Raw genomic sequence first — 23,674 nt, forward strand, 5'->3', positions numbered from 1 at the left:
GGGCCGTTGGAGCCGGGGAAACTGGAAAGATCGCGCTTAACGAATGGCCGTTGTCGGGAGCCCGGATCGCCATCCCCAACGTCCGATTGTGGGCGAAGACACCCTGCCCTACAGCTTCCGGCCAGACCCAGTGGCGGACACTCGCGACCTGTCTTCGGCAACCTAACTTCGGTCATTCATTCATGTCGAAGCTGGCGGTGATGCCGGCACCCATAACCTTCTCAAAAAACGATCGAGAAATGGGAATGGCTGGATTTGGGTCGTAGTCGTAAAGCTACCGCTCAACCCCATCATTGTTGAGGATATCCCATGAAGATCAGCGCCCGCAATCAACTCTCAGGCCGCATCGCCAGCATCCAGCCCGGTGCCGTCAATGGCTCAGTCAAGGTCGATATCGGCAACGGTATGATCATCACCGCGAATATCACCGAGGAGGCCGTCTCCGACCTGGCGCTCAGCGAAGGCGATCAAGTGACGGTGCTCATCAAGGCAAGCGACGTCCTGATAGGAAAATGACATTGCCCTCAGAACTGACGCTGGACCATTGTCGCGGTTTTCGCAGGAGATGCCAGCTTGGCTATTGATGGACCATTGAAGGTCAACGTTCAGTTTCTGAGAGGCACGGAGCCGGCGATAGGACCGGGCAAGGCGCTCGTTCTTGATGCCATCGGTCGTACCGGCTCTATTTCAGCCGCGGGACGCGATTTAAGGATGAGCTACCGACGTATCTGGCTGCTCGTCGACAGTCTCAACCATGCCTGGACCCAGCCGGTCGTCGAAACCCGCGTTGGGGGAGGAAAGGCTGGCGGCGCGCAGCTGACAGCGTTTGGTGAGCAAATGCTTGCCAGCTACCGCGACATTGAAGCGCGCATGGTCGCCGCTGCCAAGGGAGCAGACTTCGACTGGCTAGTCGACGCGCTCAAGCCGGAAAGTTGAGCCCGCGGCGCGTCACGGCGTGTCGTCCACCCATGCGTTGCCCGGGCTGAACGAGAAGCCACCGGCATCCATCGACAATTGGCGGGACCAAACGGTTTCGATATGTGGGTTCTCGATAGCATCGTGTCGGCAGGACGCTCTCACATATCGGCGAGGAAGCGGGCATAATCATCGGACCATGCCGGCGAAATTACGCCTGCTTCATTCTCCGTCTTCATGCGCTGCCAGGCGCGATACGTGGCGTCATGGCGGTGTTGTGCACGGTGCCCATGTTGAGTGAGGCGGGCGGCGCAGATTTCGCGGTGCAGGCAACCACAGCTCGCCGTGCGTCCTGATCGGACGTTACCTCCCGCTGCTACAAGCTCAGTCCCGCAATCGCACTGGAACAGCCAATGCGCGTGCCCGCTCCGGCTTTTGTGCGCGAAGCAGATGCCAATGAGCCGACCAAAGCGCATGCCCGTCATGTCGATCCTGATTTTCATGACCACGTCCGTTCTGAAGTGCACATCTATATTCAGACGGATATAGTTATTAGCATAAGGCTAAAGTTCATTCTGCAAGCCGGTCGAGGCACCGACGTCAGGTGGAGGGCACGCGCACGATCATCAGTGAAAGTGTCGGAGAAGCGTTACCAGCCACCTGCAAAAGGTAACGCCCAGGCTTCAGATCGAAGTCGACCATCTTGCGAATGCCCGTGCAATCAGGCCCGTGGCTGTGTGCCACGGATGTCGCTGGCGATGAGCCACTTAGGACGTCGATCCACGCGGCAGCTCCCAGCGCGACGCGGTAGCGCCCGGAGGCAGGCACGTTGAAGGCGAACATCCCGCCGCTGTTGGCGGGTGTGCCGGGCTTCTCCGGTCGGACAGCATAGGTAACGGCCGGCATCGGCAATAGCATGGCCGTAATGCCGGCGCCGAGCGGAAGTGTTGTAGCCGCCTTGACCCTCGCTCCGGCGCGAACAGGCCGCCTGCGTGTCCAACCCTCAAGCTCCGCCGGTAGCGGCACCGCCTTCGCCGGGCAGGCGTCGGGCGCGTGATCCATCTCCGGCGTCGCCTGCGGGCTGGCGGCAAGAAAGAGCAGCGGGATCAGGATTATAGCCGGCAAGGTCTTCTCCAATCGAGATAGGCCTGTATATGGCCGGATATAGATCCGGCATAGCCCGTAATAGCAGGGTGTTGGATGACAAGGGGAACTTCCGATGCGTCACCTGCTTTGCGCCGCCAGCCTCATTGCGCTTACCACTTCTGCCTATGCGCAGGATCGCTCGGTCCCGGCTGTAGATGCGGCTGCTGCGACCGACGCCAGTGGCGATGGTGGTCAAGTCGGCCTGCCCGAAATTACAGTAACGGCACGTCGCCGTGCCGAGGATGCGCAGCGCATTCCCGGTTCGCTGTCGGTCGTTGGTGGCGAACTGCTGGACCGGTCCTACACGGTGAATACGCAGCAACTGTCGCAGCTAGTGCCGTCGCTCAATTACAACTCGGCGAACCCTCGCAACACCGCCTTCACGATCCGGGGCTTGGGCAGCAGTGTCGTCGCGGTCAGCCAGGCCAATGACGGCCTGGAGCCGGGCGTCGGCTTTTACGTTGATCAGGTCTATCACGCGCGGCCGGCGACCGCCGCGTTCGATTTCAGCGACATCGGTCAGGTGGAAATCCTGCGCGGTCCTCAGGGCACGTTGTTCGGCAAGAACAGCACGGCGGGCGCGATCAACATCACGACGCGCGCACCAACCTTCACACCTGAGGCGACCGAGGAAATCACCGTCGGCAGCTTCAACTTCGTCCAGGCCAAGGCTTCTGCGTCGGGTCCCATCACCGATACGCTCGCCTTCCGTATATCAGGCGTCTCCACACGCCGTGACGGGGTGATCGACAATATCCGCACCGGCCGGGATCAGAACCAGATCGGCAACCAGGCCGTGCGCGCCCAGTTGCTGTTCAAGCCGTCCGAGATGTTACAGGTGAAGCTCAGCGCCGACTTCACCAGTTTCCAGAGCAACTGCTGCACGCAGGTTTATTACCGCGTCGCCACGCGTGACGTGCCGCGCACGGCAACGCGGCAGTTTGCCGGGCCGACCGGCCTTGCCGCGCAGTTCAACTACACCCCGCCCAGCACCAACCCCTATGACCGCGTGACCGACATTGACGCGCAACTCGGCGTCGATACCAACGAGGGGGGTGTCGCCGCGATCGCCGACTGGAACATTGGCGGCGCGACGCTGACGTCGGTCAGTGCGTGGCGTTTCTGGAACTGGGATGCGGCCAACGACCGCGACTATACCGGCATTCCGATCCAGATCGAACAGCACATCCCGTCGCGCCAGGATCAGTACAGCCAAGAACTGCGCCTCGCCTCGAACGGCGATCACGCCCTAAGCTACGTCGGCGGGCTGTATTTCTTCCGCCAGCGCGTCGAGGGACGGCCGATCTCGATCTACGGCCCGTCAGCCGCGCGCTATTTGATCGGCACCTCCGTCACCACCGGCACTGCGCCCAATCAGGTCGTCACGCCGGTTCCTGCGAACCTTCTCGACGGCTACGGCACCGATGGTCGCACCGATTTCCAGTCGAACAGCTATGCCGCGTTCGGCGAGGTCAATTGGCGGCCGGTTGATCGCCTGACCCTGACCGGTGGTCTGCGCTACACCTACGAGCATAAGACCGGCACCTACGACACGTTCGTCTTTGGCGGTCCGGCCACTACCAGCACTGCGCTGATCAACGCACGGCTCGGCATCCTGCGCGGCCAGACCTACGCCGCAAAGGTCAATGACGGTGCGCTGACCGGTCGCGCCAACATCGCCTGGCAGGCGACCGACAACGTACTCGGCTACGCGAGCTATGCCCGCGGCGAGAAGTCGGGCGGCATCAATATGTCGGGGCTACCGCTCAACGATCAGAACTTGCCGGCAGTCGGTACGGCCGTCGTGCGGCCCGAAAAGAACACGGCTTATGAGGTAGGCCTCAAGACCCTGCTGTTCGACAATCGCCTGACCTTCAACATCGATGCCTTTTATACCCGCGTCACCGACTTCCAGACCAACGTCAGCGACACCCGCGCCGCAGCAGCGCTGCGCACGTATCTCTCCAACATTCCAAAGGTGACGTCGAAGGGCGTGGAGGCCGACGCCGTTGCGGCCGTCACAGGCGACCTGTCGCTCTTCGCATCGGTCGCTTACGCCGACGGCAAGTATGACAGCTACCCGACCGGGCCGTGCCCTATCGAGCTAATCGGCAACACAGCCGCAACCTGCAATCTGAGCGGCACGGGACTACCCGGCCTTCCGAAATGGTCCTCGACCGTGGGCGGCGACTACCGTGTTCCTGTGGAAACCCTGGGTGGAAGCGTGTTCGCACATGCCGATGCCAACTACCGCAGCAAGCAGTTCGGCGATCCGACCGGTTCGCGCTTCACGACGATCGGCAGCTACACAGTCGTCAACGGCAGCGTCGGCTATCGCAGCAGTAAGGGCTGGGAGCTGGCAGTGTTCGCACGCAACCTGTTCGATCGGGACTATATTCAGAACGTCACGATCCAGGCCGGAAACTCAGGCCTGATTCTCGCTACGCCAAGCGACCCGCGCACGATCGGAGTGACGTTCCGCGCACATCCGTAAAGACCCATAAAGCGACATTGAAGCCCCCTGAGTCACGCCCCAAGACCCGACACTTGTTCAGGTTCGCTTGCGGCTTTGCCACTAGACGACTGTCAGGTATCAGAAGGCTGTGACGGCGAGTGTCAGTGCGCCCGATATGAACCCCAGCGCGTTCTCCTATCGACACCGACTGGTCAGGAAACGCGATGACGACATACCCCTTGAGTGAGCCGGCGACGATTTATTCGGTCGATGCGTCTGGTGACGTGACCTCAGACGCGCTCGGACAAGGAACGCTGGAAGACTGCGTTGAAATTATCGCCGGTCTGTCCACAGATAGGCAGAAAGCCATATCCATTCGTATGGATGGCCTTGCCCTAACGTTTGGACCGAAAGAATTTGGCGAACTCTTGCACTTCCTGCACGAGGAAGGCGCGGGTCTTTCGAACAACGAAATTACAGACATCAAGAGTACCAAACGGTGATTGCCCATTTTGGGGGTATCGCACGGCTTCGCCATAGCGGTAGGCGGATCCTATGATTACCGGGTCAGTCGACGTTCGCGCCGACCCATAGCCGGACGCTGGGGGTCGGCTTGTCGTTCCCCAACTTCGCCCGTTTGTTCATGTAGGCAAACCGTTGCCGATGGGGCCGTATTGATGGCGGGAATTGGGACGACCCTCGAGAGCCTGGCGATGCGTACCCCCGCTATAGTCGGCCCAATTGCGCACCGTCAGATGAAATACGCCGCGGCGCGCACCGACGAGGCGCTGACTTTCGAGGGTGATTGACGGGCGTTGCGCATGGCCGACGCCACAGCGCGATCTGCGAGTGAAACAGGCCAGGCCGACGCCTTCAAGAGTAGCGACGGCGATCGATTTTAGACCAGCGATAGCACGCCAAACGGCACATTTCTGCTGCGACCGGCCGTTGTGCTGGTCCACATTGCCGACTGGCTCGTTAGATCGGGATGCGCTTGAAGACATTGTACCAATCCACGGTCCCGCTGCTGATCCTGCTTACCCACGGAGCGGCGCACGCTCAGATCGTTCCGATCGACGCCGTAACCCGTCCAGACCCCATCGCGATTGCGATCGACAAGGCCGAAGTGACGGACCCCAGACTTCGGACGTTGTACGCCAAGTCGAAATGGCGAGCTTTGTGGTCCAAACAGAGCATCACGGCATTCCAGTCCGCGCTCGCCGACCGCGGCCGGCACGGTCTCGACCACCTGGCCTTCGCCGCCGCGGACGCAATGGATGCAAGCCCCGCCGTCGCCGACGTAGCGCGGTCGCGCGCCGCCCTGTCCTATGCCGAAGCGTTGGCAAGAGGACACATCGATCCTGCCTCGTTGCACGAAGTCTATACCCTGCCGCGGCCGAAAACCGACGTAACGGCCGGCCTCGGCGTCGCCCTTGCGACCGGTAAACTCACCGAGTGGCTGGCGTCGCTGGCACCGCAGGACGCAGAATACCGGGCTTTGTCCGACGCCTATCTCCGCTTCAGTCAGGCTGCGGCCGCGGCCGGACCAGCCCAGCCGATCACCGGTGGCCTGATCCGCGTCGGCGATCGAAACCCGCGGGTAGCGGCCATCGCCGATCAGCTGACGCAAAGCGGCTATCTGGCACCCTCCGGTTTAGCGACCGAGCCGTTGCAACTCGCGCCTTCCCCCATGTCGGCGCTCTACACGCAAGCGCTGGCGGACGCGCTGAAAGGGTTGCAAACCGATTACGGGATTGCCGCCGACGGCGTCGTCGGCCCCGAGACGCTGAAGGTGCTCAACCTTGGCGCCGGCGATCGCGCCCGGGCGTTGGGCGTAGCGCTGGAGCGCCGGCGCTGGCTCGAACGCACGCCACCGGCCACGCGGATCGACGTCAACACCGCGGCGTCACAGTTGCGCTATTACCGCGACGGCACGGTGGCGGACGAGCGAAAGGTCGTGGTCGGAGAACCCGGGCACGAGACCCCGGCGCTCGCATCGCCGATCTTCAGGCTGGTCGCCAATCCGACCTGGACCGTGCCGAAATCGATCCAGAACGGCGAAATGGCGAATGTCGACGACGCGTATCTGCAGGCGCACAACATGGTGCTGCGTGACGGATGGATCGTCCAGCAGCCGGGGCCCGACAATGCGCTCGGCCTCATTAAGTTCGACATGGCCAACAACCAGGCGATCTACCTGCACGACACCTCGGCACCAGCCCTGTTCGAGCGCAGCCAGCGCCATCTCAGCCATGGCTGCGTCCGCGTCGAGGACGCGCTCGGCTTCGCGCAGATGCTCGCCGAGGACGAGGGCGTCGCGGACGCCTGGCAGGCCGCGCAGGCGACGGGCGAGATGACCTTCGTGCCGTTGCCGCGTCGTATTCCGGTCCGGCTGCTCTATCACAATGTCTATGTCGGCGCCGACGGGGCGATAGCCTTCCGCACCGACCCGTACGGATGGAACGATCCAATCGCTGAGCAACTGGGTTTTGCCAAGTCGTCGGCGCGCCGGGCGGAAGCGCAGGCGATCGACATCGGCCCTTAGTCACAACCCTTCCCCTTGCCCGCGAACGCGAGCGCATGGGTTTGGCCATTGGTTCCTGCCTATTGAGGGATCGCTTAGACAAAGCGTTGCTGGCCGCTGGGCAGCCATACCCCACCAAGCGGATCGGCGTTGAATTCCAACCGCCGTCGTGTATCCGTACCGCACCACAAAAAGGGTTGATCATGAAGAAAGTTTTTGCTGTCGCCGTCGTTACCGGTCTGCTCTCGCTCGCAGCCTGCAATTCCAGCCCGCGCGAGCAGGCGGCCGATAAGATCGAGTCGAACACTGAAGCCGTCGCCGATAACCTCGAAGACGCGGCCGACGCCACGGGCAACGAAGCAGCTGAAGCGAGCCTGGAGAACAAGGCCGACGCAGTGCGCGCCACAGGCCAGAATCAGGCGGAAGACATGCGCACCAACGATCCGGATACCAATCTTTCGAATGGCATCTAAGCGACTGAGCGCTTAGAGCTGCAGGCAGGTTGCTCCCAAGCGGCTTGCAAAATTAGGGCATTCGAGGCGACTCGGATGCCCTTCTTGCGTCTTGAAGTAAGCTCCAGGGCTGTTGGCAGCTGTAGTCCTCCGATGCACCATGCATGATCGAAAGGCTGCCCCCGAACGTGGCGACTTCACCGGCGCTTGGCGCTTCTTCCTTGGTTGGGGACAGGTTTGGCTGACGCTGTTGCGGAACGAGTCGCTCCGACAGCAACTGGTCAGCTCCCCGCACTCGCGGGGCCAGATCCACGCGGTGAACCCGCTACGCAACGTGGATGCTTGGTACGCCGGGTGGAGGATCGATGCTAGCCAGAGGCAGTATCTCGCGCCGGCCGACCGCGTACGGATCTGGCTACAGTGTCATCCGCCAGATATCTACGCCGGGCGGCAAATGGGGAGTTCAGGATTGAGGTGACTTGCTGCCCCTATTCGTCCGCCAGCGCTACTCATCCGCGCGAAAACCCACTTGTGGACATTCAGATCGCCCTTTCCGGCCCCCAACTTCGGCCGTTCGTTAATGTGCTTTGAAGCGGTTTGAGACGCGCGTCCCGAGGCCGCTCAAAATCGCAAACTTGCCCATAGAGCTGCGTAAGACGAGTCCCGGTAACCCGCAGTCTCCAGCCCACTTTTGGCGAAAGCGTGTTCCAGCCGGCCGGTCAACGACAGGCGAGGACTGACAGTCCAGATCGTTTGCAGCCGTGCGACGTCGACAGTGCGTCGACCACCAGTGCCGGCCGTGTCAGCAAAGGGCGTCCCGTTCGATCGGTAGACGGCATCGCTCGTCCTCTCGCGCCAGGTGAACTGGTACTCGCCCGTCACGCGGACCGTCTTGGCAGGCGAGACGGTCAGGCTGGGCGCGATGGCGATGAGGTTGGTCGGGGTCAGATAGCCCTGATAGCTGTAGTAGATGTTGTTGCCGTAGGGCGCGAAGGCGGTCTTCAGCTTGCCCTGCCCATCGGCGCCTCCCCCGTCGCATAGTCGAAGTGGAGGCCGAGGCGCGGCGCGGTGTTGGCCTTGCCGAGGCGATACGTGCCGGCCAGCAGGACCTGCCACGCATCGAGATCGCGGCTGCCATAGCTGCCGCCCTGATGGTTGGCGGTCCAGTCGATCGTGACCGGCCCCGCCTCACCCCAGAGATGCGCGCCGGCATAGATCCGCTCTTCGCGCGCGGTCTCGGTTCCCCATGTCGCTTCCCGGTTGCGCAGACGCCAGACGAACGGATCGAGATACAGCTTCGAACCTCCGAACAGATGCTTCGGAAGGACGATGCCCGCCGTGACGCCGCTGAACCGGCGGCCCCAGTCGATCGGGTCGTCGCCGATGCCGCCGTTGCCGTAGGTCGTGTAGTAGAGATCGAACACGTCCGCTCGCAGCGTCGATCCGCGCGCCCAAGCCCGCACGCCGGTCAGGCTGGTCTGCACCGTGTTGTTGTCGCGGTTCGCCAGCAGCAGGTTCGAGCCGTCGATGAAGACCTGCCGGCCGACGCGGGCGCCGACGTCGACTTGCCCGACCTGCCACGTGCCATCGACGAAGGCTTGCTGGACCAGCAGATCGTTCGAAAGCGTGCCCGATGGCGAACCGATGTTCTTGCCGTCCATCGGCCCGCGCGCGAGTTCGCCGTATGCACGGAAATGCTCGCCGATGTGGAGGTCGGTGCCGACGAAGATGCGATAGCTGTCCTGGCGCTGATGCTCGGACTTCCGGCCTTGCGGATTGGAGAAATAGTTTACGCGCGTGCGCAGTTCGCCGGACAGCGTCAGGTACACGTCGTCCGAGCCTATGGGGATGTATTTCAGGCGGTCGAAAATGTCGTCGCGCTTGGCTGGGTCACACATGCTACGCCAGTCTTCAGCCCACCGTAGCGGATTGTAACCCTGCTGCGTGTTCCCGTCGCCGGCGGCTGCGTCGGGATAGGGTGTCGCGACTGGTGCAGCTGGCACCTGCGTGTTCTGCGCCTTGTCCTGAGACGGAGGCCGCTCTTGAGCGGTAGCGTGGTGCGTAACACTCAAGCCTACGATCGCAAGGCCGCAGCCATGCAGTAGCGATAGCCGGTTCATGCCGTACCTCTCCGCCGACCGGTCGATGCCAAGCCGGTCATATGTATGCTGGAGGGATCGGCAGGGCGGCTTCATGCCACCCTGCCGATCGGTGTCATTCCGCGAGTTCGCGCATCACCTTGATAAGGTCGGACTTGCCCTCGAAGCCGATGCCGGGAAGTTCGGGCATGGTGATGTGGCCGTCGATCACCTTCACGCCGTCCGGGAACCCGCCATAGGGCTGAAACAGGTCCGGATAACTCTCATTGCCACCAAGCCCCAGGCCAGCAGCGATGTTCAACGACATCTGGTGTCCGCCGTGGGGAACGCAACGCGATGGTGACCAGCCGAACTGCTTCAACACCTCCAGCGTCCGCAGATACTCGACCAGCCCGTAGGACAGCGCGCAGTCGAACTGCAGCCAGTCGCGATCGGGGCGCATACCGCCATGGCGCAGCAGGTTACGCGCGTCCTGATGCGAGAACAGGTTCTCGCCCGTTGCCATCGGGCCAGGGTAATATTCCGAGATCGCCGCCTGCAGCGAGTAATCGAGCGGATCGCCGATTTCCTCGTACCAGAACAGCGGGTATTCACGGAGCATCTTGGCGTAGGCGATGCCGGTCTCGAGGTCGAAGCGGCCATTGGCGTCAACTGCGAGCTGCGCTTCCGAACCGATCTCGTTCAGCACGGCTTCGATGCGGCCACGGTCTTCCTCGATCGATGCGCCACCGATCTTCATCTTCACGACGTTGTAGCCGCGATCCAGATAGCCGCGCATCTCGGCGCACAGCGCGCTGTTGTCCTTGCCGGGGTAGTAATAGCCGCCCGCTGCATAGACGAACACGCGCGGATCGGCCTCGCGGTCGTGGCGCTCAGCGAGCATGCGGAACAGCGGCTTGCCCTCGATCTTCGCGACCGCATCCCAGATCGCCATGTCGAGCGTCCCGACCGCGACCGAGCGCTCGCCGTGGCCGCCGGGCTTTTCATTGGTCATCATCGCCGCCCAGATCTTGTGGGGATCGAGATTGTCGCGCCCGTCGTCGAGCAGGCTTTCCGGTGCCGCTTCGAGAATCCGATCGCGGAAGCGCTCACGGATCAGTCCGCCTTGGCCATAGCGACCGTTGGAATTGAACCCGTAGCCGACGACCCGCTTGCCGTCGCGAACGACGTCGGTGACGACCGCGACCAGGCTCGCGGTCATCTTGCTGAAGTCGATATAGGCGTTGCGGATGGGGGACGAGATCGGCTGGGTAATCTCGCAGACGTCGATGATACGCATGATTGCTCCTTTGATCGATGATTGTTTGTGGTCAGGAATGGGTTTCGGTGGGGCCGGCGGGATGAAGGGTGATGCTGCGTGGCACCTCGCCCTTCTGCTCCGCGATCACGGTCCGCACCGTCTCGGCATCGAGCGCGCCCTCCCATTTCGCGATCGCGATCGTGGCGACGCCGTTGCCGATGAGATTGGTGACGGCGCGCGCTTCGTTCATGAAACGGTCGACGCCGAGTAGCAGGACGAGCCCCGCTGCCGGGATGTCGGGGAAGGTGGACAGCGTAGCCGCCAGCGTGACGAAGCCACCGCCCGCAACGCCCGCCGACCCCTTCGAGGTCAGCAGCAGCACGCCGAGGATGACGATCTGGTGCCACAGCGTCAGCGGCGTATTCGTCGCCTGAGCGATGAAGATCGCCGCCATCGTCAGGTAGATGCAGGTGCCGTCGGCGTTGAAGGTGTAGCCGGTCGGCAAGACTAGTCCTACCACCGTCTTGGCAACGCCGAGCTGTTCCAGCTTCGTCATCATCCGCGGCAACACCGCTTCCGTCGAGCAGGTAGCAAAAGTGACGAGTAGCTCGTCCTTGAAGTAGCGGAAGAATTGCAGGAGCGGAAAACCGGCCCAGCGCGCGACGCTGCCGATCACGAACACGACGAAGATGATCGAAGTGAGATACACCGCGAGCATCAGGTGACCGAGTCCCCAGAGCGAGCCGAGGCCATGCTTGCCGATGGTGTAGGCGACGCCCGCCCCCGCGCCGATCGGCGCCAGCTTCATGACCATGCCGACGATGCGGAACAGCGTCTGCAACAGCGACTCGATCACCGCCATCAGCGGCTCACCGCGCTTGCCGATCGAGACCAGCGCGTAGCCCATGAGCACGGCGATCAGGATGATCTGCAGCATCGCGCCCTGTGCGAAGGCATCCGCCATTGTCTTGGGGATGATGTTCAGGAAGAAATCAATGATGCCGTGCTGCTCGCCGGCTGTCGGCTGATATTTGGCGATGCCGCTGGCGTCGAGCGTCGAGACGTCGATGTTCATGCCGACGCCCGGCTTCATCACGTTGACGACCACCAGGCCGATCACCAGCGCGAGCGTCGAGACGATCTCGAAATAGATCAGTGCGCGGACGCCGATGCGGCCGACTTCCTTGACGTTGCCCATCTTCGCGATGCCGAGCACCACGGTGCCGAAGATGATCGGCGCGAGCAGCATCTTGATGAGCTTGATGAAGGCGTCGGCAAGCGGCTGAAGCGAGACGGCAATGTCAGGGAAGACGATTCCGATCAGCGCACCGACTGCGATGCCGATCAGTACCTGAATGTATAACTGGCCTAGAAGGCGTCGCACCATGGCTTCTCTCAGGCTCTCTCGCTAAAACTGCTCTTTCTTATTTTGTGCCTGCCTTCTCGACCGTGCGAGTATCAGGATCAAATGCCGATACGGTTGCGCCTTATGCCGTATCGGCATAAGTGACGCTGCGGTGCTGGACGAGGCCGTAGCGAGGAAGAGCCATGCAACTGGACTGGCTGGAAGATTTTCTGACCCTTGCCGAAGAGCGTAATTTCTCGCGCGCGGCACAGCGTCGCAACATCACGCAGCCCGCTTTCGGCCGGCGAATCCGATCGCTGGAGCAATGGGTCGGCGCTGCCCTGTTCACGCGCACGACGGCGGGCACCACGCTCAGCCCTGCCGGCGAAATGTTCCGGGGTTATATCCAGGTATCAGTACGCGACCTGTATCGCGCTCGGGCCGCAGCGATGGAAGTCGTGGATCAGGCGGCGTCGGTCCTCACCGTCGCCGCAACCCACGCTCTATCGTTCACGTTCTTTCCGCACTGGATCGTCGAGCACGCGCCGCACGAGCCGATCAACTTGAAGTCCGACAGCATGCAGGCGTGCGAGCGGATCATGCAGCGCGGGGAAGCCTCCTTCCTGCTCTCGCATCATCATCCGCTCCTGCCGACGTCGCTCGACACGCCGGATTTCCTCCGCGTCGAGGTGGGCGAGGATCTGCTCGTGCCGCTGTGCCAGCCCGACGATACCGGCGCGCCACGATGGACACTGGACTCCCCCGAGGTGCCGTACCTGGCCTACAGTTCAGAATCCGGCCTGGGCGGAATCCTGAAGGCGGATTGGGAGGCCCGTAGCCTCGCCCCCCGCCTCGAAATGGTGCTGCAATCGCGGCTTGCAGCCGCGCTGCTATCGATGGCGATCGACGGGCGCGGTGTTGCCTGGGTGCCGCTCTCGCTGGCGCAGTCGGCGCTCGGATCGGGCAAGGTCGTGCTGGCTGCCGATGACGTGTATTCGACCAAGATTGCGATCGCTCTCGTCCGGCCGGCTATATCGTTGTCGAAGGTGTCCGAGGCGCTGTGGGCATCAGCCTGCGAACCTGCCGGTTCGAAGGGGGGGCTGCACCGCCCCCCTCTCCCCCATCATCCCTGAGCCGCAGTGACCTCACGGTTTCGGGCTACGATCTGATCATGGCTGAGTGGAGCCTTCGCCTCCATGAAGCCCTTGATCAAAGCGTCGCGATCGACCGGCGCTCTTGCCTTGTCCGCAGCAGACAATGCGACCTGAAGCTCGGGCAAAGTCAGCTCGGTGCAATAGGCTGGCGCTCCCGGCTGCTGGTGCCAGGAGTGCGCAAGGTCGCCAGCATCCAGCGCATCGAAACCTGTCTCGTCCACCAGACCGCGCGCCACAGCCATGGCATGAGCATCATCGGCCGCAACGGGAATGGCAATCCGATGAGCCGTTCCGCTAGGCGTACCGCCATTCGCCAGCGTCTCGGCAAGAACTGCGTTGAACGCCTTTATCACCGGCCGGCCGAGGTGCTCGCTGACCCAGACGCTCTCCGGCTTGCCGCCGTCGACGTCTGCGATGTTGCCGTCGCGCATCGGATAATAGTTGGACGTGTCGATCACGACCGTGTCGGCGGGTACATCGACAAAAACACCGGCGACATCGGGTATCTTCGCAAACGGGATCGAAAGGATGATCACAGCGACATCCTTGACCGCGTCCTTGGCAACGACCGGGACAGCGCCGACCTCCGCTGCCTTATCGCGAACGGCTTCCGGCCCTTTCGACCCAGCGAGCTTCACCGTGTGTCCCGCCGCGACGAATTTCCGCGCAAGCGTAGCGCCAATGTTTCCCGCGCCGATAATGCCGATCTTCATGGTGATCCTTCCCAATGGTATGTGAGCTTAGCTGGCGTGACAGCGACGCCTTGGCAATCGCGGTCAGTTAATCGTGGAAATGGACGCTGTCGGCGACTGGTACGCGGTCCATCCGCATCCGGTTTCCCGGCGCCGTTTCGTCGGGATAGCCGAACGATATGCCGAACAGCATCTTCATCTCCGCGGGGATGCCGAGAACCTCACGGATCGTACCTGCGTAGAAACCTAGTGACGTCTGTGGGATACCGCCCAACCCTCTGGCCGCGAGCGACAGCAGGAATGTCTGGCCATACATGCCGATGTCGCCGGCTGTTCGCACGTTGTCACCAAAGGACGGCATGAACAGCAGCGCGACCTGCGGTGCGCCGAAGAACGAAAGGTTGAGCGCGGCCGCACAACGCCGCCCCTCCTTGTCCTCGCGCATGACGTTCATCGCCTCGTAATAGGCCTTGCCCTGCGCGTTCTTGCGCTCGCCGTAGCAGCCATAGAAGGCGCCCATGTCGAACGAGAAATCGGGCGAAAAGTCCGCCGCATCGTTCTTCTCATGCAGTATCCGCGAAAGCTCGGCCAGTTTCGCACCACGGACGATATGCACGTCCCAAGGCTGCGTGTTGCAGTTCGACGGGGCACACTGCGCGTCCTGCAGAACTGCGTCGAGAACGTCGTCGGGAACGACCTTGTCGAGAAACCCGCGATAGGAACGACGCGTGCGTGCCGTCTCTTGGAAAGACAGCGTGCCGCCCGGCAATGTGCCGTTGTCGGAAACGCTTAACGTATTGGTCACGGGGTACCTCGTTGATTTTGATGGAACGGAGCCGGAGTTTTTGAGGCCGACAGCTACTGGAGACGGGGATCCCGGCCATATTGCGCGGGCACGCCGAGATGATCGCGCAGTGTGGCGCCCTGATAGTCCCGGTGGAACAGGCCGCGCTCCCGCAGGATCGGCGCCAGTTCCTCGACGAGCGGGGGCAGACCGTCCTCATAGACGTCGGGGCATAGCCAGAAACCGTCTGCCGCCCCCGCTTCGAACCAGGTCTGCATATAATCGGCTGCTTCCACCGCTGGCCCGACGATCATCGGGTGATAGTCGATGACGCCGTGCGCCAGCACGTCGCGCAACGACCAGCCTTCGCTTGCTACCTTGAGCGCGTACGTCGAGCGCGGGTCTTGTCGCGACGGACGCGCGGCGGCGAGCTGCGCTTTCGTCAGCGGCTCGCCGAGCTGCGCCGGATCGAGCGCCAATCCGAGCATCTGCCCGAGATAGCCGACCCGTGGCTCGAAGCTGAAACCCGACATGGCGATCCGACGGTCGAGCGCCGCACGCCGGTCCGGCGCGATCGTCGTCATCAGGCCGGCGAAGAACTTGATCTCGTCCGGATCGCGACCGGCGCGTTTGGCCGCATCGCGTAGCGCCATCCGCTGCGCTCGGGCGTCTTCCATCGTGAAGACGGCCCCGATCACGCCACTTGCATACCGTCCCGCAACCTCCAGCCCTTGATCGCCTCCACCGGCCTGGAAGATCACTGGCTGCCCCTGTTCGGACGGGGGCAGAGGCAGCGGTCCGCTGGTCGCAAGGTGGCGGCCACGCAGATTGATCGGCTTGATCTTGGCCAGATCGGCGAAACGCCCCGACGCCTGATCGTGCAACCAGGCGCCTTGCTGCTGAGCATCGGTGGCGATGTCGGCTCTCAGCGCCGGAAAGTCGGGCATGAACAGGAACTGGAATTTGCCGTGCTCGGCAAGCTGCGCGTAGCGCACCATAGTATCGAAGTTGGTAAAGCCAGTGGGATCGACGCCCGGCATGCGCCACGCCCCCGCCTGAGAGCCGTAGCCGTTCCCGAAGACCATGCCGATCAGCATCTGTTTGGACGTAGTGATGTCGCGTTGCTCCCCACGACGAATGATGTCTGTTCCCAGACACCGAAGTCTATTAATGGGGACACTCCCCGCTTACAGGTCAGATATGGGGAGCATCCCCGTTTATCAAGAAAGAATTTTGTGGCGCCATCATCGACCGCTCGCACGCCTCGCAAGGACGCTCAGGAAAATCGCGCGCATATTCTGGTCGTTGCGGGTCAGGCGTTCGATACCGAAGGCATCGATGTATCGATGGATGCGATCGCGAGACAGGCAGGTGTCGGCTCTGCGACGCTCTACCGCAACTTCCCCAACAAGGATGCCCTTCTCGTTGCCCTGCTGGCCCCGCATCATGACAAATTGATGCGGGAAAGGGCCGCGATAGACCAGGAGGACGGTCATAGCGGTCATAAGCTTCAGCGATGGATCGACGCCCTGGGCGACTGGATGCTTGCCTATGACGGTCTTTCTGAGCCGTTGCGGGACGCTTGGTCAACCACGACCTCCCCTCTTAGACCGACCTGCGCAAACCTCATCGAAATCACCGATCGATTTTTACGGGGTGCGCAGACCGATGGCTTTGCTCAACCGGACTTCTCAGGTCAGGATATTTTCCTTGGAGCTCTAGCGATAGCGTGGGCAAGCGGACGATCAACCACGCATCCAGAAACGCGAAATGTCCTGCGGAACCTGTTGCGAAATGGATGGACCGTTTCGGTACGAGGGCGACGCTAAACGACGCCTGAAGGGCTACGTCCTAGCTCACGGCAGAGAAGTGCCCGCCTTTCCACGAGCCCCATAGTCCGCCATTCGTGCGCCCTTCCCCGTTTCCCAACTCCAGACACTCATTCATCCGCCAACTGCGACCACAGCTCAACCCGACATCCCGGCTGGTAACGTTGAGGCGAAACCGCGAGTACCCCTGATACCACCGAGTGTGTATCGGGGGGCATGCAGCTGACCTCACCACCTCCAGCACTCAGGTCCGAAACGGGCGACAGCCTGTCACCTCGGAGCAGCTGAGTGGCAGACGGCGTGAGACAAGGGCGCGGCGGCGTACCCGGCCGTCCTACCACGTGGCGCGAGCGGCTGGGCGCCCTGCGCAATCTACCGCCCTTCCTCGCCATGGTATGGGGTAGCAGCCGGAGTCTTACCGCCACGACGGTCGCCGTGCGGCTGGTGCGAGCGCTTCTGCCTGTGGCGACGCTGTTCGTGGGCAAGGTCATCATCGACGAGGTCGTGCACCTTACCCATTTGACGGACCGTCCGGCTGGACTCACGGGATGGCTGGGCTCCGGCCTGCTCGATCGGCTGGAGGCACTGCTGCTGGCCGAGTTCGCCTTGGCGGTCGCTTCCGACCTCCTTGGTCGGATCGTATCGCTCGTCGACGGGCTCCTTTCCGATCGTGTCAGCAACGACGCCAGCGTAAGGCTGATGGAGCACGCTGCCACCCTGGATCTCGCCGACTTCGAGGACGCCGCCTTCCAGGACCGGATGGATCGCGCGCGCATGCAGGCCAGCGGCCGCATGTCGCTGATGGGGCAGCTATTCGGCCAGGCCCAGGACATCGTCACGGTCGTGACCTTCGCCGCGGGCCTGGTCGTTTACGCGCCGTGGCTGATCGTGCTGCTGGCCGTCGCCCTGGTGCCCTCGTTCCTCGGCGAAGCGCACTTCAACGCGCTGAGCTATGCGCTCAGCTACATGCGCACGCCGCAGCGGCGCGAACTGGATTACGTCCGCCAGGTCGCCGCCAGCGCGGACACGGCCAAAGAAGTTAAGATCTTCGGCCTCAGCCCTTTCCTGATCGACCGCTATCGCACCATCTCACGCGAAACCTACAGCGCGAGCCGACGGTTGGCGCTGAGCCGGGCGGTTTGGGGCTCGGGGTTCGCGGCTCTTGGCACGATCGCCTATTACGCCGCCTACGCCTACATCGCCTGGCGCGCGGTCACCGGATCGATCTCGATCGGCGACCTTACCTTCCTCGCGGCCTCGTTCCTGCGGCTCCGCGGGTTGCTGGAAGGACTGCTCACCGGGTTCTCGTCGACCGCCGGCCAAGCATTGTACATCGACGACCTGTTCTCCTTCTTTCGGACCGAGCCCGGCATCCGCTCGCCCGAGGGAGCGCTGTCGTTCCCCGATCCCGTTCGCCAAGGCTTTGTCTTCGAGGATGTTGGCTTCCGCTATCCGGGCGCCGAGCGATGGGCGGTGCGACACCTGTCCTTCACGTTGGGATCAGGCGAGGTGGTCGCACTGGTCGGCGAGAACGGCGCAGGCAAGACCACGCTCGTGAAGCTGCTGGCCCGACTGTACGATCCGGTAGAGGGCCGTGTCCTGCTCGATGGACGCGACTTGCGCGAATACGATCTCGACGGCCTGCGCGCCGCGATCGGCGTGATCTTCCAGGATTTCGTGCGCTACAACCTGCCTGCCGCGGACAACATCGCGGTCGGTCGCATCGAGGCGCGTGGCGATCGCGGGCGGATCGAGGCGGCAGCGTCGGCGGCGCTCGCCGACGGCGTCGTCGCCAAACTGCCCGACGGTTACGACCAGATGATCGGCAAACGGTTCCGGAACGGTGTCGACCTGTCCGGTGGCGAATGGCAGAAGATGGCGATCGCTCGCGCCTACATGCGCGATGCTCAGGTCCTGATCCTCGACGAACCCACGGCCGCACTGGATGCGCGCGCCGAGTACGAGGTGTTCCAGCGCTTCCGGGAACTGAGCGCAGGACGCTCGGCGGTGCTGATCTCGCACCGCTTCTCGAGCGTGCGCATGGCGGACCGCATACTCGTACTCAGCGACGGAAAAGTTGAGGCGTCGGGTACTCATGACGATCTGCTTGCTGCCGGGGGCCGCTATGCCGAACTGTTTGAGCTTCAGGCCGCGGGCTATCGATGATCCGCGGGGACTCAGCGTCGTCCTCCCGAGAGAGCAACGCATGGGATTATGGGGCCAGAAATGTGCAGCATCCTGAACCCAGCGGTAAGCAACTGCGTCCCGTGCGAGCGTCTGGTGCCGTTGCCGTCTGATTACCGGGCGGCAACGCCTACATGTCCATCTCACCCGCCAAGAGCTTGCGATCGCGCTCCGCAAGCTCGGTCTCGTCGGCAGGAAACATCATGGCCAAGCCGTTAGTAGCAGCGCGCTCCTGAACCTCTTCGACGAATGGCCGCAGTTCGTTTTCGTAGTGGCGAAAGGCCGCACCGTGATCGTCGGGATACCGCTCGAGCGCGTCCGCTAGCCGGCCCGCGCCGATGATCGCCATCGAGCCGCCAAATCCTGCAAGCGGCGACACGCAGTAGCCTGCGTCGCCGACTAAAGTCACACGACCGTGCGACCAGCAGGGCATCCTGATCTGATTGATCCGGTCGAAATAGAAGTCGTCGTCCCCGTCCACGCTGTCGAGCATTGCCGGCACTTTCCATCCCAAACCATCAAACTGGTCGTGAATAAGGCGGCGTTGTTGCGCGCGATTGCGGTAGTTATAATCGATCTCACCGATCGTCCGAAAACCGAAGCCGATGTCGGTTCGATCCTCATAGCCGTTCAGCATCGCCATACGCCCAGGCACGCTGTAAACTTGTGACATGTTGGCGGGAAGCAACCCGATGTGCGGCACCACCTTCAGAAAGAAATAGCCGCCCATGAAGTAGGCGAATTGCTCGCCCTCGCCAAAAACGAGCTTGCGCGTGTTGGACCGGTTGCCGTCGCACCCGAAGACCAAAGCATAGTCGCGCCGGTCGCCGTTGCTCAAGCTCACCGACACGCCGTCTCTGCCCTCATCGAGTTCGACGATCGATTGGCCGAACAGGATTTCGACTTCGTCCTTCACCGCGGCAGAAAGGATATCCAACAGATCATCACGGTGAATCTCGTATCGTTCGTGCGCCTCTTGTTCGTTGCCGATACCGATCGAACCCAAGGTGGCGTCATCCGCGTCCTTGAACTCAAAGCCACGCGGGGGCAGCGCCTTCGTGCGCACCGCATCTGCAAGTCCCATGCGACCCAGAATTTCGATCGTCTCTCCTTCGATATCGACGGGCGTGCCGCCCCGCCGCAGTTCAGATGCCGTTTCGACGATAGTGACGCTGTGCCCGAGCCGGTTCAACCAGTAGGCAGTAGCGAGGCCGGCAAAGCTCGCACCACTGACGAGCGCCGATTTGTGGCCTGCTTTGATCGCAGCTAGCGTGACGGTTGACGAGTGCATAGGAACGGCCTCAGTATTGGATACGCTACATATCTATACTGAGTATATATTGATGTTCAAGCCATGACTGGACCGACCCTAGACCGTCGAACGCGCAAGAGGCTCGTGACCCGGCAGGCGATATCCGATGCCGCCACGCGCCTGTTCATGGAACGTGGCTTTGACCGGGTAACGATCGACGAGATCGCGGAGGCGGCCGATGTCGGACGCATGACGGTCTTCAATCACTTCCCGCGAAAGGAAGACATGTTCTTCGACCGCGAGCAGGAGGCCCATGATGTCGCTTTCGAGGCCATCAGATCGCGCTCACCCGGCACGTCGCCAATCGGGGCCCTTGGCACGCTCGCCCATCGCATTGCCGACCAACGTGAACCGGCGTTCCCGCTATTTGCGGATACCCAGGCCTTTGTCGAGACGGCACAGGCAAGCGAGGCGCTGAAAGCTCGCGCACGGCAGATGCGGGACGACTTTATCCGCGCTCTGGCCGTTGCTTTGGCGGAAGCTGTAGATCGCCCCAGCAATGATGCCGATGCCTACCTCGCTGCCGCGCTCATTACATCGGCGTGGAGCACTGCATTCGTACAGTCGCATGCCGAAATGAGCGAAACGGGCGACCTTGATGCAGCGAAGGGCACTTTCCTGGCCTTGGTCGACCGAGGAGTGCGCGGTACGCATGCTGCCCTGTATGATACACCTTACGCCGCAGGTTCTTGACCCACAATCGGACGTCCCCGCCCCCTTCCCAGCTTCCCAACTTCGTTGGGGTGGACGCCCCCTGACGGCATTGATGTGCCATAGTGGAGGTGTTGAAAACACCACGGAGGAGGCGTCCATGGGTGAGGTTAGCACAGTCGGCATCGATCTGGCCAAGTCGGTTTTCCAGGTTCACGGCTCGGATCCGACCGGTGCTGTCATCTTTCGCAAAAAGCTTCGGCGTGATCAGGTTCTGTCATTCTTCTCGACTTTGCCACGATGCGTAGTGGCAATGGAGGCCTGTGCGAGCGCCCATTACTGAGCTCGCGAGATCGCCGCAGTAGGTCACGACACGCGGCTCATTCCACCGGCCTACGTAAAACCGTTCGTGAAGCGGCAGAAGAACGACATGGCCGATGCCGAAGCGATTTGCGAGGCGGCGCAGCGCCCGACGATGCGGTTCGTGCAGGGTAAGAGCGCCGAAGCACAGGCCTCCGGAGTAATCTTCCGTACGCGCGATCTGCTCGTGCGCCAGCGCACGCAGCTGATCAACGCCCTACGAGGCCACCTCACCGAATTCGGCTACATCGTTCGGCAGGGTGTCGGGCATGTCGGAAAGCTCGTCGAGCTTGTTGCCGATCCTGCATCCGATATACCACCTGTGGCGCGGCCGGTGCTGACAGTTATCACTCAAAGCCTTCAAGCGCTTCAGTCGCAGATCGCTCTTTCTGGATCGCGAAATCGCGCACCGGGCCAAGACTGACCCCGTGGCGAAGCGGCTGATGACCATTCCGGGGGTGGGGCCGGTGATCGCGACTGCGCTTGTGGCGCTAGCGCCTGCTGCCAGCACGTTCCGACGCGGGCGTGATTTTGCAGCCTGGCTTGGCCTCGTACCCCGACAGCACTCTAGCGGCGGCAAGGAGCGGCCGGGGCGCACAACAAAGATGGACGAGCGTAGCTTGCGGAGGCTTCTTATTATCGGCGCAAGTTCGGTTACGAAGGTTGCGGCGCGTGACCCCGATAAAGCCGGCGCATGGCTGGCCGGCATGCTGGCTCGCAAGCCGCGCATGCTGATCACGGCGGCGTTGGCCAACAAGATGGCAAGGACCGTCTGGGCGCTGATGGCGCATGGCGGGTCCTACAGAACTCCGGCCGCGGCGGTGTAACCGTCAAGGCCTGAGGCGTCAGGGACGCAAGGAAGGTCAGTAGAGAGGTATGGCGCAACGGTCAGAAGACGGGATTGGGAAAACCAGGGATGTGTCCGAGCGCCTCGAGCGCGCAACTTCGGTCTGGACCCGATCCGCGATCTCCATACAGGCCAGCAGCCGTGATGATGGCTGCATCAACAGGCCGGACACACGGAAGCACCTGAACCTGCGCGAACAAATCTCTCAAAAACCCCTTGTATCCAGCGGGGCGTCCACACACGGACGCTGGTTCATCTTTGCGAATAACCGATTTTGAAGCCCGGCTATCCACTCGCGAACGTCGTGATTGGGCAGGAAAGCGGACGGACCGCTTTCGGGACGGCGGGTAGCAATAGCCGAAATTGCGGGCTGCTGCTTCTTCTAAAAGGATGGTCAATTGGGAAAGCCCACAACGGCCTTTGGCGAAGTGGCGCATATATCTGTGTAGCGTGTCTAATGATGGATCGATTGCTCTCAAACGGATCGCAGAGGTTACCGAAATCGGATCCAACATATAAGGTGCAGCCTTCTGCGCCTGCATGGTTTTCGAGGGAACAAATCCGATTTTATATCGATATGCGTCTATGGCCGGCATTAATATATCCCGGATCTCGACATATTAGTTGAACGCCCTCTTCATGTTATGTGTTAATCGATTTATCTCGATTCCAATTTTACATTATATTAATTAAATTTACTAAAAAGCGTGCGCTCACGAATTTTTGCAGATCGATGCCAAACATTTGGAGATAAGCCATGGTTCGATTCATCGTCGCCACGTTGACTGTCTTCATGCTTAGCTTTCCAGTGTTGGCGCAGGTTACGCGGTTCCCGTCGGCCTTCCGAACCGAGGAAATCGCAACAAATGGCGCCACGATCCACGTGCGCGTAGGCGGTAAGGGACCCGCCATCGTATTGCTTCATGGTTACGGTGAAACTGGTGACATGTGGGCCCCCATGGCTGCAGAGCTCGCACGCGATCACACCGTCATTGTTCCAGATCTTCGCGGTCTTGGCCTTTCGTCAAAGCCCGCCGGTGGCTTCGACAAGAAGACGCAGGCAGGCGACGTTGCAGGGGTGATGGACGCTTTGAAGGTCCCGAAGGCCGATCTTGTCACCCACGATATCGGAAATATGGTCGGCTACGCGTTCGCCGTTCAGCACCCCCAGCGCGTGACAAGATTCGTACTGATAGACGCGCCGCTTCCCGGCGTCGGCCCTTGGGAGGAGGTTCTCAAAAACCCTTTGCTCTGGCATTTCCGCTTCGGTGGACCGGATATGGAGCGGTTGGTAGCAGGACGCGAGCGCATCTATCTGGATCGATTCTGGAACGAATTCTCGGCAACCCCTGCGGCTTTCACGGAAGAGTCGCGTGACCATTATGCAAAGCTGTACGCCATGCCGGGTGCGATGCACTCAGGCTTCATGCAGTTTGCTGCGTTTGATCAGGACGCAATCGACAACAAGGCGTTCATTGCCGTCAAGGGCAAGCTGGACATGCCGGTACTGGCTATTGGTGGCGAAAAATCGTTCGGGCCGATGATGGCAACGGTGATGCGCTTCGCCGCAAGCAATGTTCAGGAGGGGATCATTCCAGGGTCAGGGCATTGGATCATGGAAGAAAACCCCAAGGCGACCAGCTTGATCGTCCGCGCTTTCCTTGAGCAAGGCAAGTGAGCGCCCG

23 protein-coding genes and 1 pseudogene are annotated in these 23,674 nt (G+C 61.8%); 13 read left to right on the plus strand and 11 right to left on the minus strand.

All coding sequences use genetic code 11. From position 1 onward, the window contains the following. Positions 1-309: 309 nt before the first annotated feature. Both C8J40_RS18760 and C8J40_RS18765 read left to right on the plus strand, forming a co-directional pair. A complete protein-coding gene (locus tag C8J40_RS18760; RefSeq protein WP_132898313.1) occupies positions 310-516 on the plus strand; it encodes a TOBE domain-containing protein in 207 nt (68 codons plus the stop codon). 57 nt (positions 517-573) lie between these two features. Next, positions 574-936, plus strand: coding sequence for a LysR family transcriptional regulator (locus C8J40_RS18765; RefSeq protein WP_243693494.1), 363 nt, complete (start codon positions 574-576; stop codon positions 934-936). 140 nt (positions 937-1,076) lie between these two features. Here C8J40_RS18765 and C8J40_RS18770 read toward each other — a convergent pair whose 3' ends face one another. Together C8J40_RS18770 and C8J40_RS18775 are read right to left on the minus strand one after the other, a co-directional pair. Next, positions 1,077-1,418 (minus strand): hypothetical protein, encoded by a 342-nt coding sequence (locus C8J40_RS18770; RefSeq protein ID WP_132898314.1) that lies wholly within the window; start codon positions 1,416-1,418, stop codon positions 1,077-1,079. A 97-nt stretch (positions 1,419-1,515) separates the two neighbouring features. Further along, positions 1,516-2,052, minus strand: a complete 537-nt coding sequence (locus tag C8J40_RS18775) for a homogentisate 1,2-dioxygenase (protein ID WP_243693495.1) — start codon at positions 2,050-2,052, stop codon at positions 1,516-1,518. 82 nt (positions 2,053-2,134) lie between these two features. Between C8J40_RS18775 and C8J40_RS18780 the strand changes: the two genes are divergently transcribed. The 5 genes from C8J40_RS18780 to C8J40_RS18800 all read left to right on the plus strand — a co-directional run bounded on the left by C8J40_RS18780 (position 2,135) and on the right by C8J40_RS18800 (position 7,970). Continuing rightward, entirely contained in the window at positions 2,135-4,555 is a 2,421-nt protein-coding gene (locus C8J40_RS18780) for a TonB-dependent receptor (RefSeq protein ID WP_132898315.1), read from the plus strand. A 185-nt stretch (positions 4,556-4,740) separates the two neighbouring features. Then, entirely contained in the window at positions 4,741-5,019 is a 279-nt protein-coding gene (locus tag C8J40_RS18785; RefSeq protein ID WP_132898316.1) for a hypothetical protein, read from the plus strand. Positions 5,020-5,510: 491 nt separating this feature from the next. Further along, a complete protein-coding gene (locus C8J40_RS18790; protein WP_243693496.1) occupies positions 5,511-7,061 on the plus strand; it encodes a L,D-transpeptidase family protein in 1,551 nt (516 codons plus the stop codon). Positions 7,062-7,096: 35 nt separating this feature from the next. Continuing rightward, positions 7,097-7,513 carry a hypothetical protein gene (locus tag C8J40_RS20830; RefSeq protein ID WP_243693497.1) on the plus strand — a complete coding sequence of 139 codons (417 nt, stop codon included), beginning with the start codon at positions 7,097-7,099 and terminating at the stop codon, positions 7,511-7,513. Positions 7,514-7,652: 139 nt separating this feature from the next. Next, on the plus strand, positions 7,653-7,970 hold the full coding sequence (locus C8J40_RS18800) for a M13-type metalloendopeptidase (protein WP_243693498.1): 318 nt from the start codon (positions 7,653-7,655) through the stop codon (positions 7,968-7,970). Between the two features lie 143 nt (positions 7,971-8,113). Here C8J40_RS18800 and C8J40_RS20945 read toward each other — a convergent pair whose 3' ends face one another. The 4 genes from C8J40_RS20945 to dctA form a co-directional block, all read right to left on the minus strand. After that, entirely contained in the window at positions 8,114-8,608 is a 495-nt protein-coding gene (locus tag C8J40_RS20945; protein ID WP_277982672.1) for an alginate export family protein, read from the minus strand. Next, positions 8,494-9,390 carry an alginate export family protein gene (locus C8J40_RS20835; RefSeq protein ID WP_243693499.1) on the minus strand — a complete coding sequence of 299 codons (897 nt, stop codon included), beginning with the start codon at positions 9,388-9,390 and terminating at the stop codon, positions 8,494-8,496. Before C8J40_RS20835 ends, C8J40_RS20945 begins: the two co-directional genes overlap by 115 nt. Positions 9,391-9,706: 316 nt before the next feature. After that, on the minus strand, positions 9,707-10,870 hold the full coding sequence (locus C8J40_RS18810) for a mandelate racemase/muconate lactonizing enzyme family protein (protein ID WP_132898318.1): 1,164 nt from the start codon (positions 10,868-10,870) through the stop codon (positions 9,707-9,709). Positions 10,871-10,901: 31 nt separating this feature from the next. Continuing rightward, complete coding sequence (gene dctA, locus C8J40_RS18815; protein WP_132898319.1) at positions 10,902-12,218, minus strand: C4-dicarboxylate transporter DctA; 1,317 nt, start codon at positions 12,216-12,218, stop codon at positions 10,902-10,904. A gap of 161 nt (positions 12,219-12,379) precedes the next feature. Here dctA and C8J40_RS18820 point away from each other — a divergent pair, with 161 nt between their 5' ends. Further along, positions 12,380-13,309, plus strand: coding sequence for a LysR family transcriptional regulator (locus tag C8J40_RS18820; protein ID WP_132898320.1), 930 nt, complete (start codon positions 12,380-12,382; stop codon positions 13,307-13,309). Here the strand turns inward: C8J40_RS18820 and C8J40_RS18825 are convergent. The 3 genes from C8J40_RS18825 to C8J40_RS18835 form a co-directional block, all read right to left on the minus strand. Further along, positions 13,300-14,043: an NAD(P)-binding domain-containing protein gene (locus tag C8J40_RS18825; protein WP_132898321.1), complete on the minus strand. Its 744-nt coding sequence runs from the start codon at positions 14,041-14,043 to the stop codon at positions 13,300-13,302. The genes C8J40_RS18820 and C8J40_RS18825 overlap by 10 nt on opposite strands. A 67-nt stretch (positions 14,044-14,110) precedes the next feature. Further along, positions 14,111-14,827 (minus strand): nitroreductase, encoded by a 717-nt coding sequence (locus C8J40_RS18830; protein ID WP_132898322.1) that lies wholly within the window; start codon positions 14,825-14,827, stop codon positions 14,111-14,113. Positions 14,828-14,880: 53 nt separating this feature from the next. After that, the gene (locus C8J40_RS18835) at positions 14,881-15,903 is read right to left on the minus strand and encodes an LLM class flavin-dependent oxidoreductase (protein WP_132898323.1); all 1,023 of its coding nucleotides are present in this window, start codon (positions 15,901-15,903) and stop codon (positions 14,881-14,883) included. A gap of 138 nt (positions 15,904-16,041) precedes the next feature. Between C8J40_RS18835 and C8J40_RS18840 the strand changes: the two genes are divergently transcribed. Together C8J40_RS18840 and C8J40_RS18845 are read left to right on the plus strand one after the other, a co-directional pair. Then, a complete protein-coding gene (locus tag C8J40_RS18840; protein ID WP_132898324.1) occupies positions 16,042-16,635 on the plus strand; it encodes a TetR/AcrR family transcriptional regulator in 594 nt (197 codons plus the stop codon). Positions 16,636-17,097: 462 nt separating this feature from the next. Then, entirely contained in the window at positions 17,098-18,801 is a 1,704-nt protein-coding gene (locus C8J40_RS18845; protein WP_243693500.1) for an ABC transporter ATP-binding protein, read from the plus strand. Between the two features lie 148 nt (positions 18,802-18,949). Here the strand turns inward: C8J40_RS18845 and C8J40_RS18850 are convergent, their stop codons facing one another. Next, entirely contained in the window at positions 18,950-20,110 is a 1,161-nt protein-coding gene (locus C8J40_RS18850) for an FAD-dependent monooxygenase (RefSeq protein WP_132898325.1), read from the minus strand. Positions 20,111-20,173: 63 nt separating this feature from the next. Between C8J40_RS18850 and C8J40_RS18855 the strand changes: the two genes are divergently transcribed. Both C8J40_RS18855 and C8J40_RS18860 read left to right on the plus strand, forming a co-directional pair. Beyond that, on the plus strand, positions 20,174-20,824 hold the full coding sequence (locus C8J40_RS18855) for a TetR/AcrR family transcriptional regulator (protein ID WP_132898326.1): 651 nt from the start codon (positions 20,174-20,176) through the stop codon (positions 20,822-20,824). Positions 20,825-20,942: 118 nt separating this feature from the next. Beyond that, a pseudogene (locus C8J40_RS18860) lies at positions 20,943-21,969 on the plus strand (IS110 family transposase). Positions 21,970-22,030: 61 nt separating this feature from the next. Here C8J40_RS18860 and C8J40_RS18865 read toward each other — a convergent pair. Beyond that, the gene (locus tag C8J40_RS18865; RefSeq protein WP_132898327.1) at positions 22,031-22,585 is read right to left on the minus strand and encodes a hypothetical protein; all 555 of its coding nucleotides are present in this window, start codon (positions 22,583-22,585) and stop codon (positions 22,031-22,033) included. Between the two features lie 161 nt (positions 22,586-22,746). Between C8J40_RS18865 and C8J40_RS18870 the strand changes: the two genes are divergently transcribed. Next, entirely contained in the window at positions 22,747-23,667 is a 921-nt protein-coding gene (locus tag C8J40_RS18870) for an alpha/beta hydrolase (RefSeq protein ID WP_132898328.1), read from the plus strand. Positions 23,668-23,674: the final 7 nt, after the last annotated feature.

Origin of the sequence: Sphingomonas sp. PP-CC-3A-396, assembly GCF_004343105.1 — a bacterium.
Classification (GTDB): Bacteria; Pseudomonadota; Alphaproteobacteria; order Sphingomonadales; family Sphingomonadaceae; genus Sphingomonas.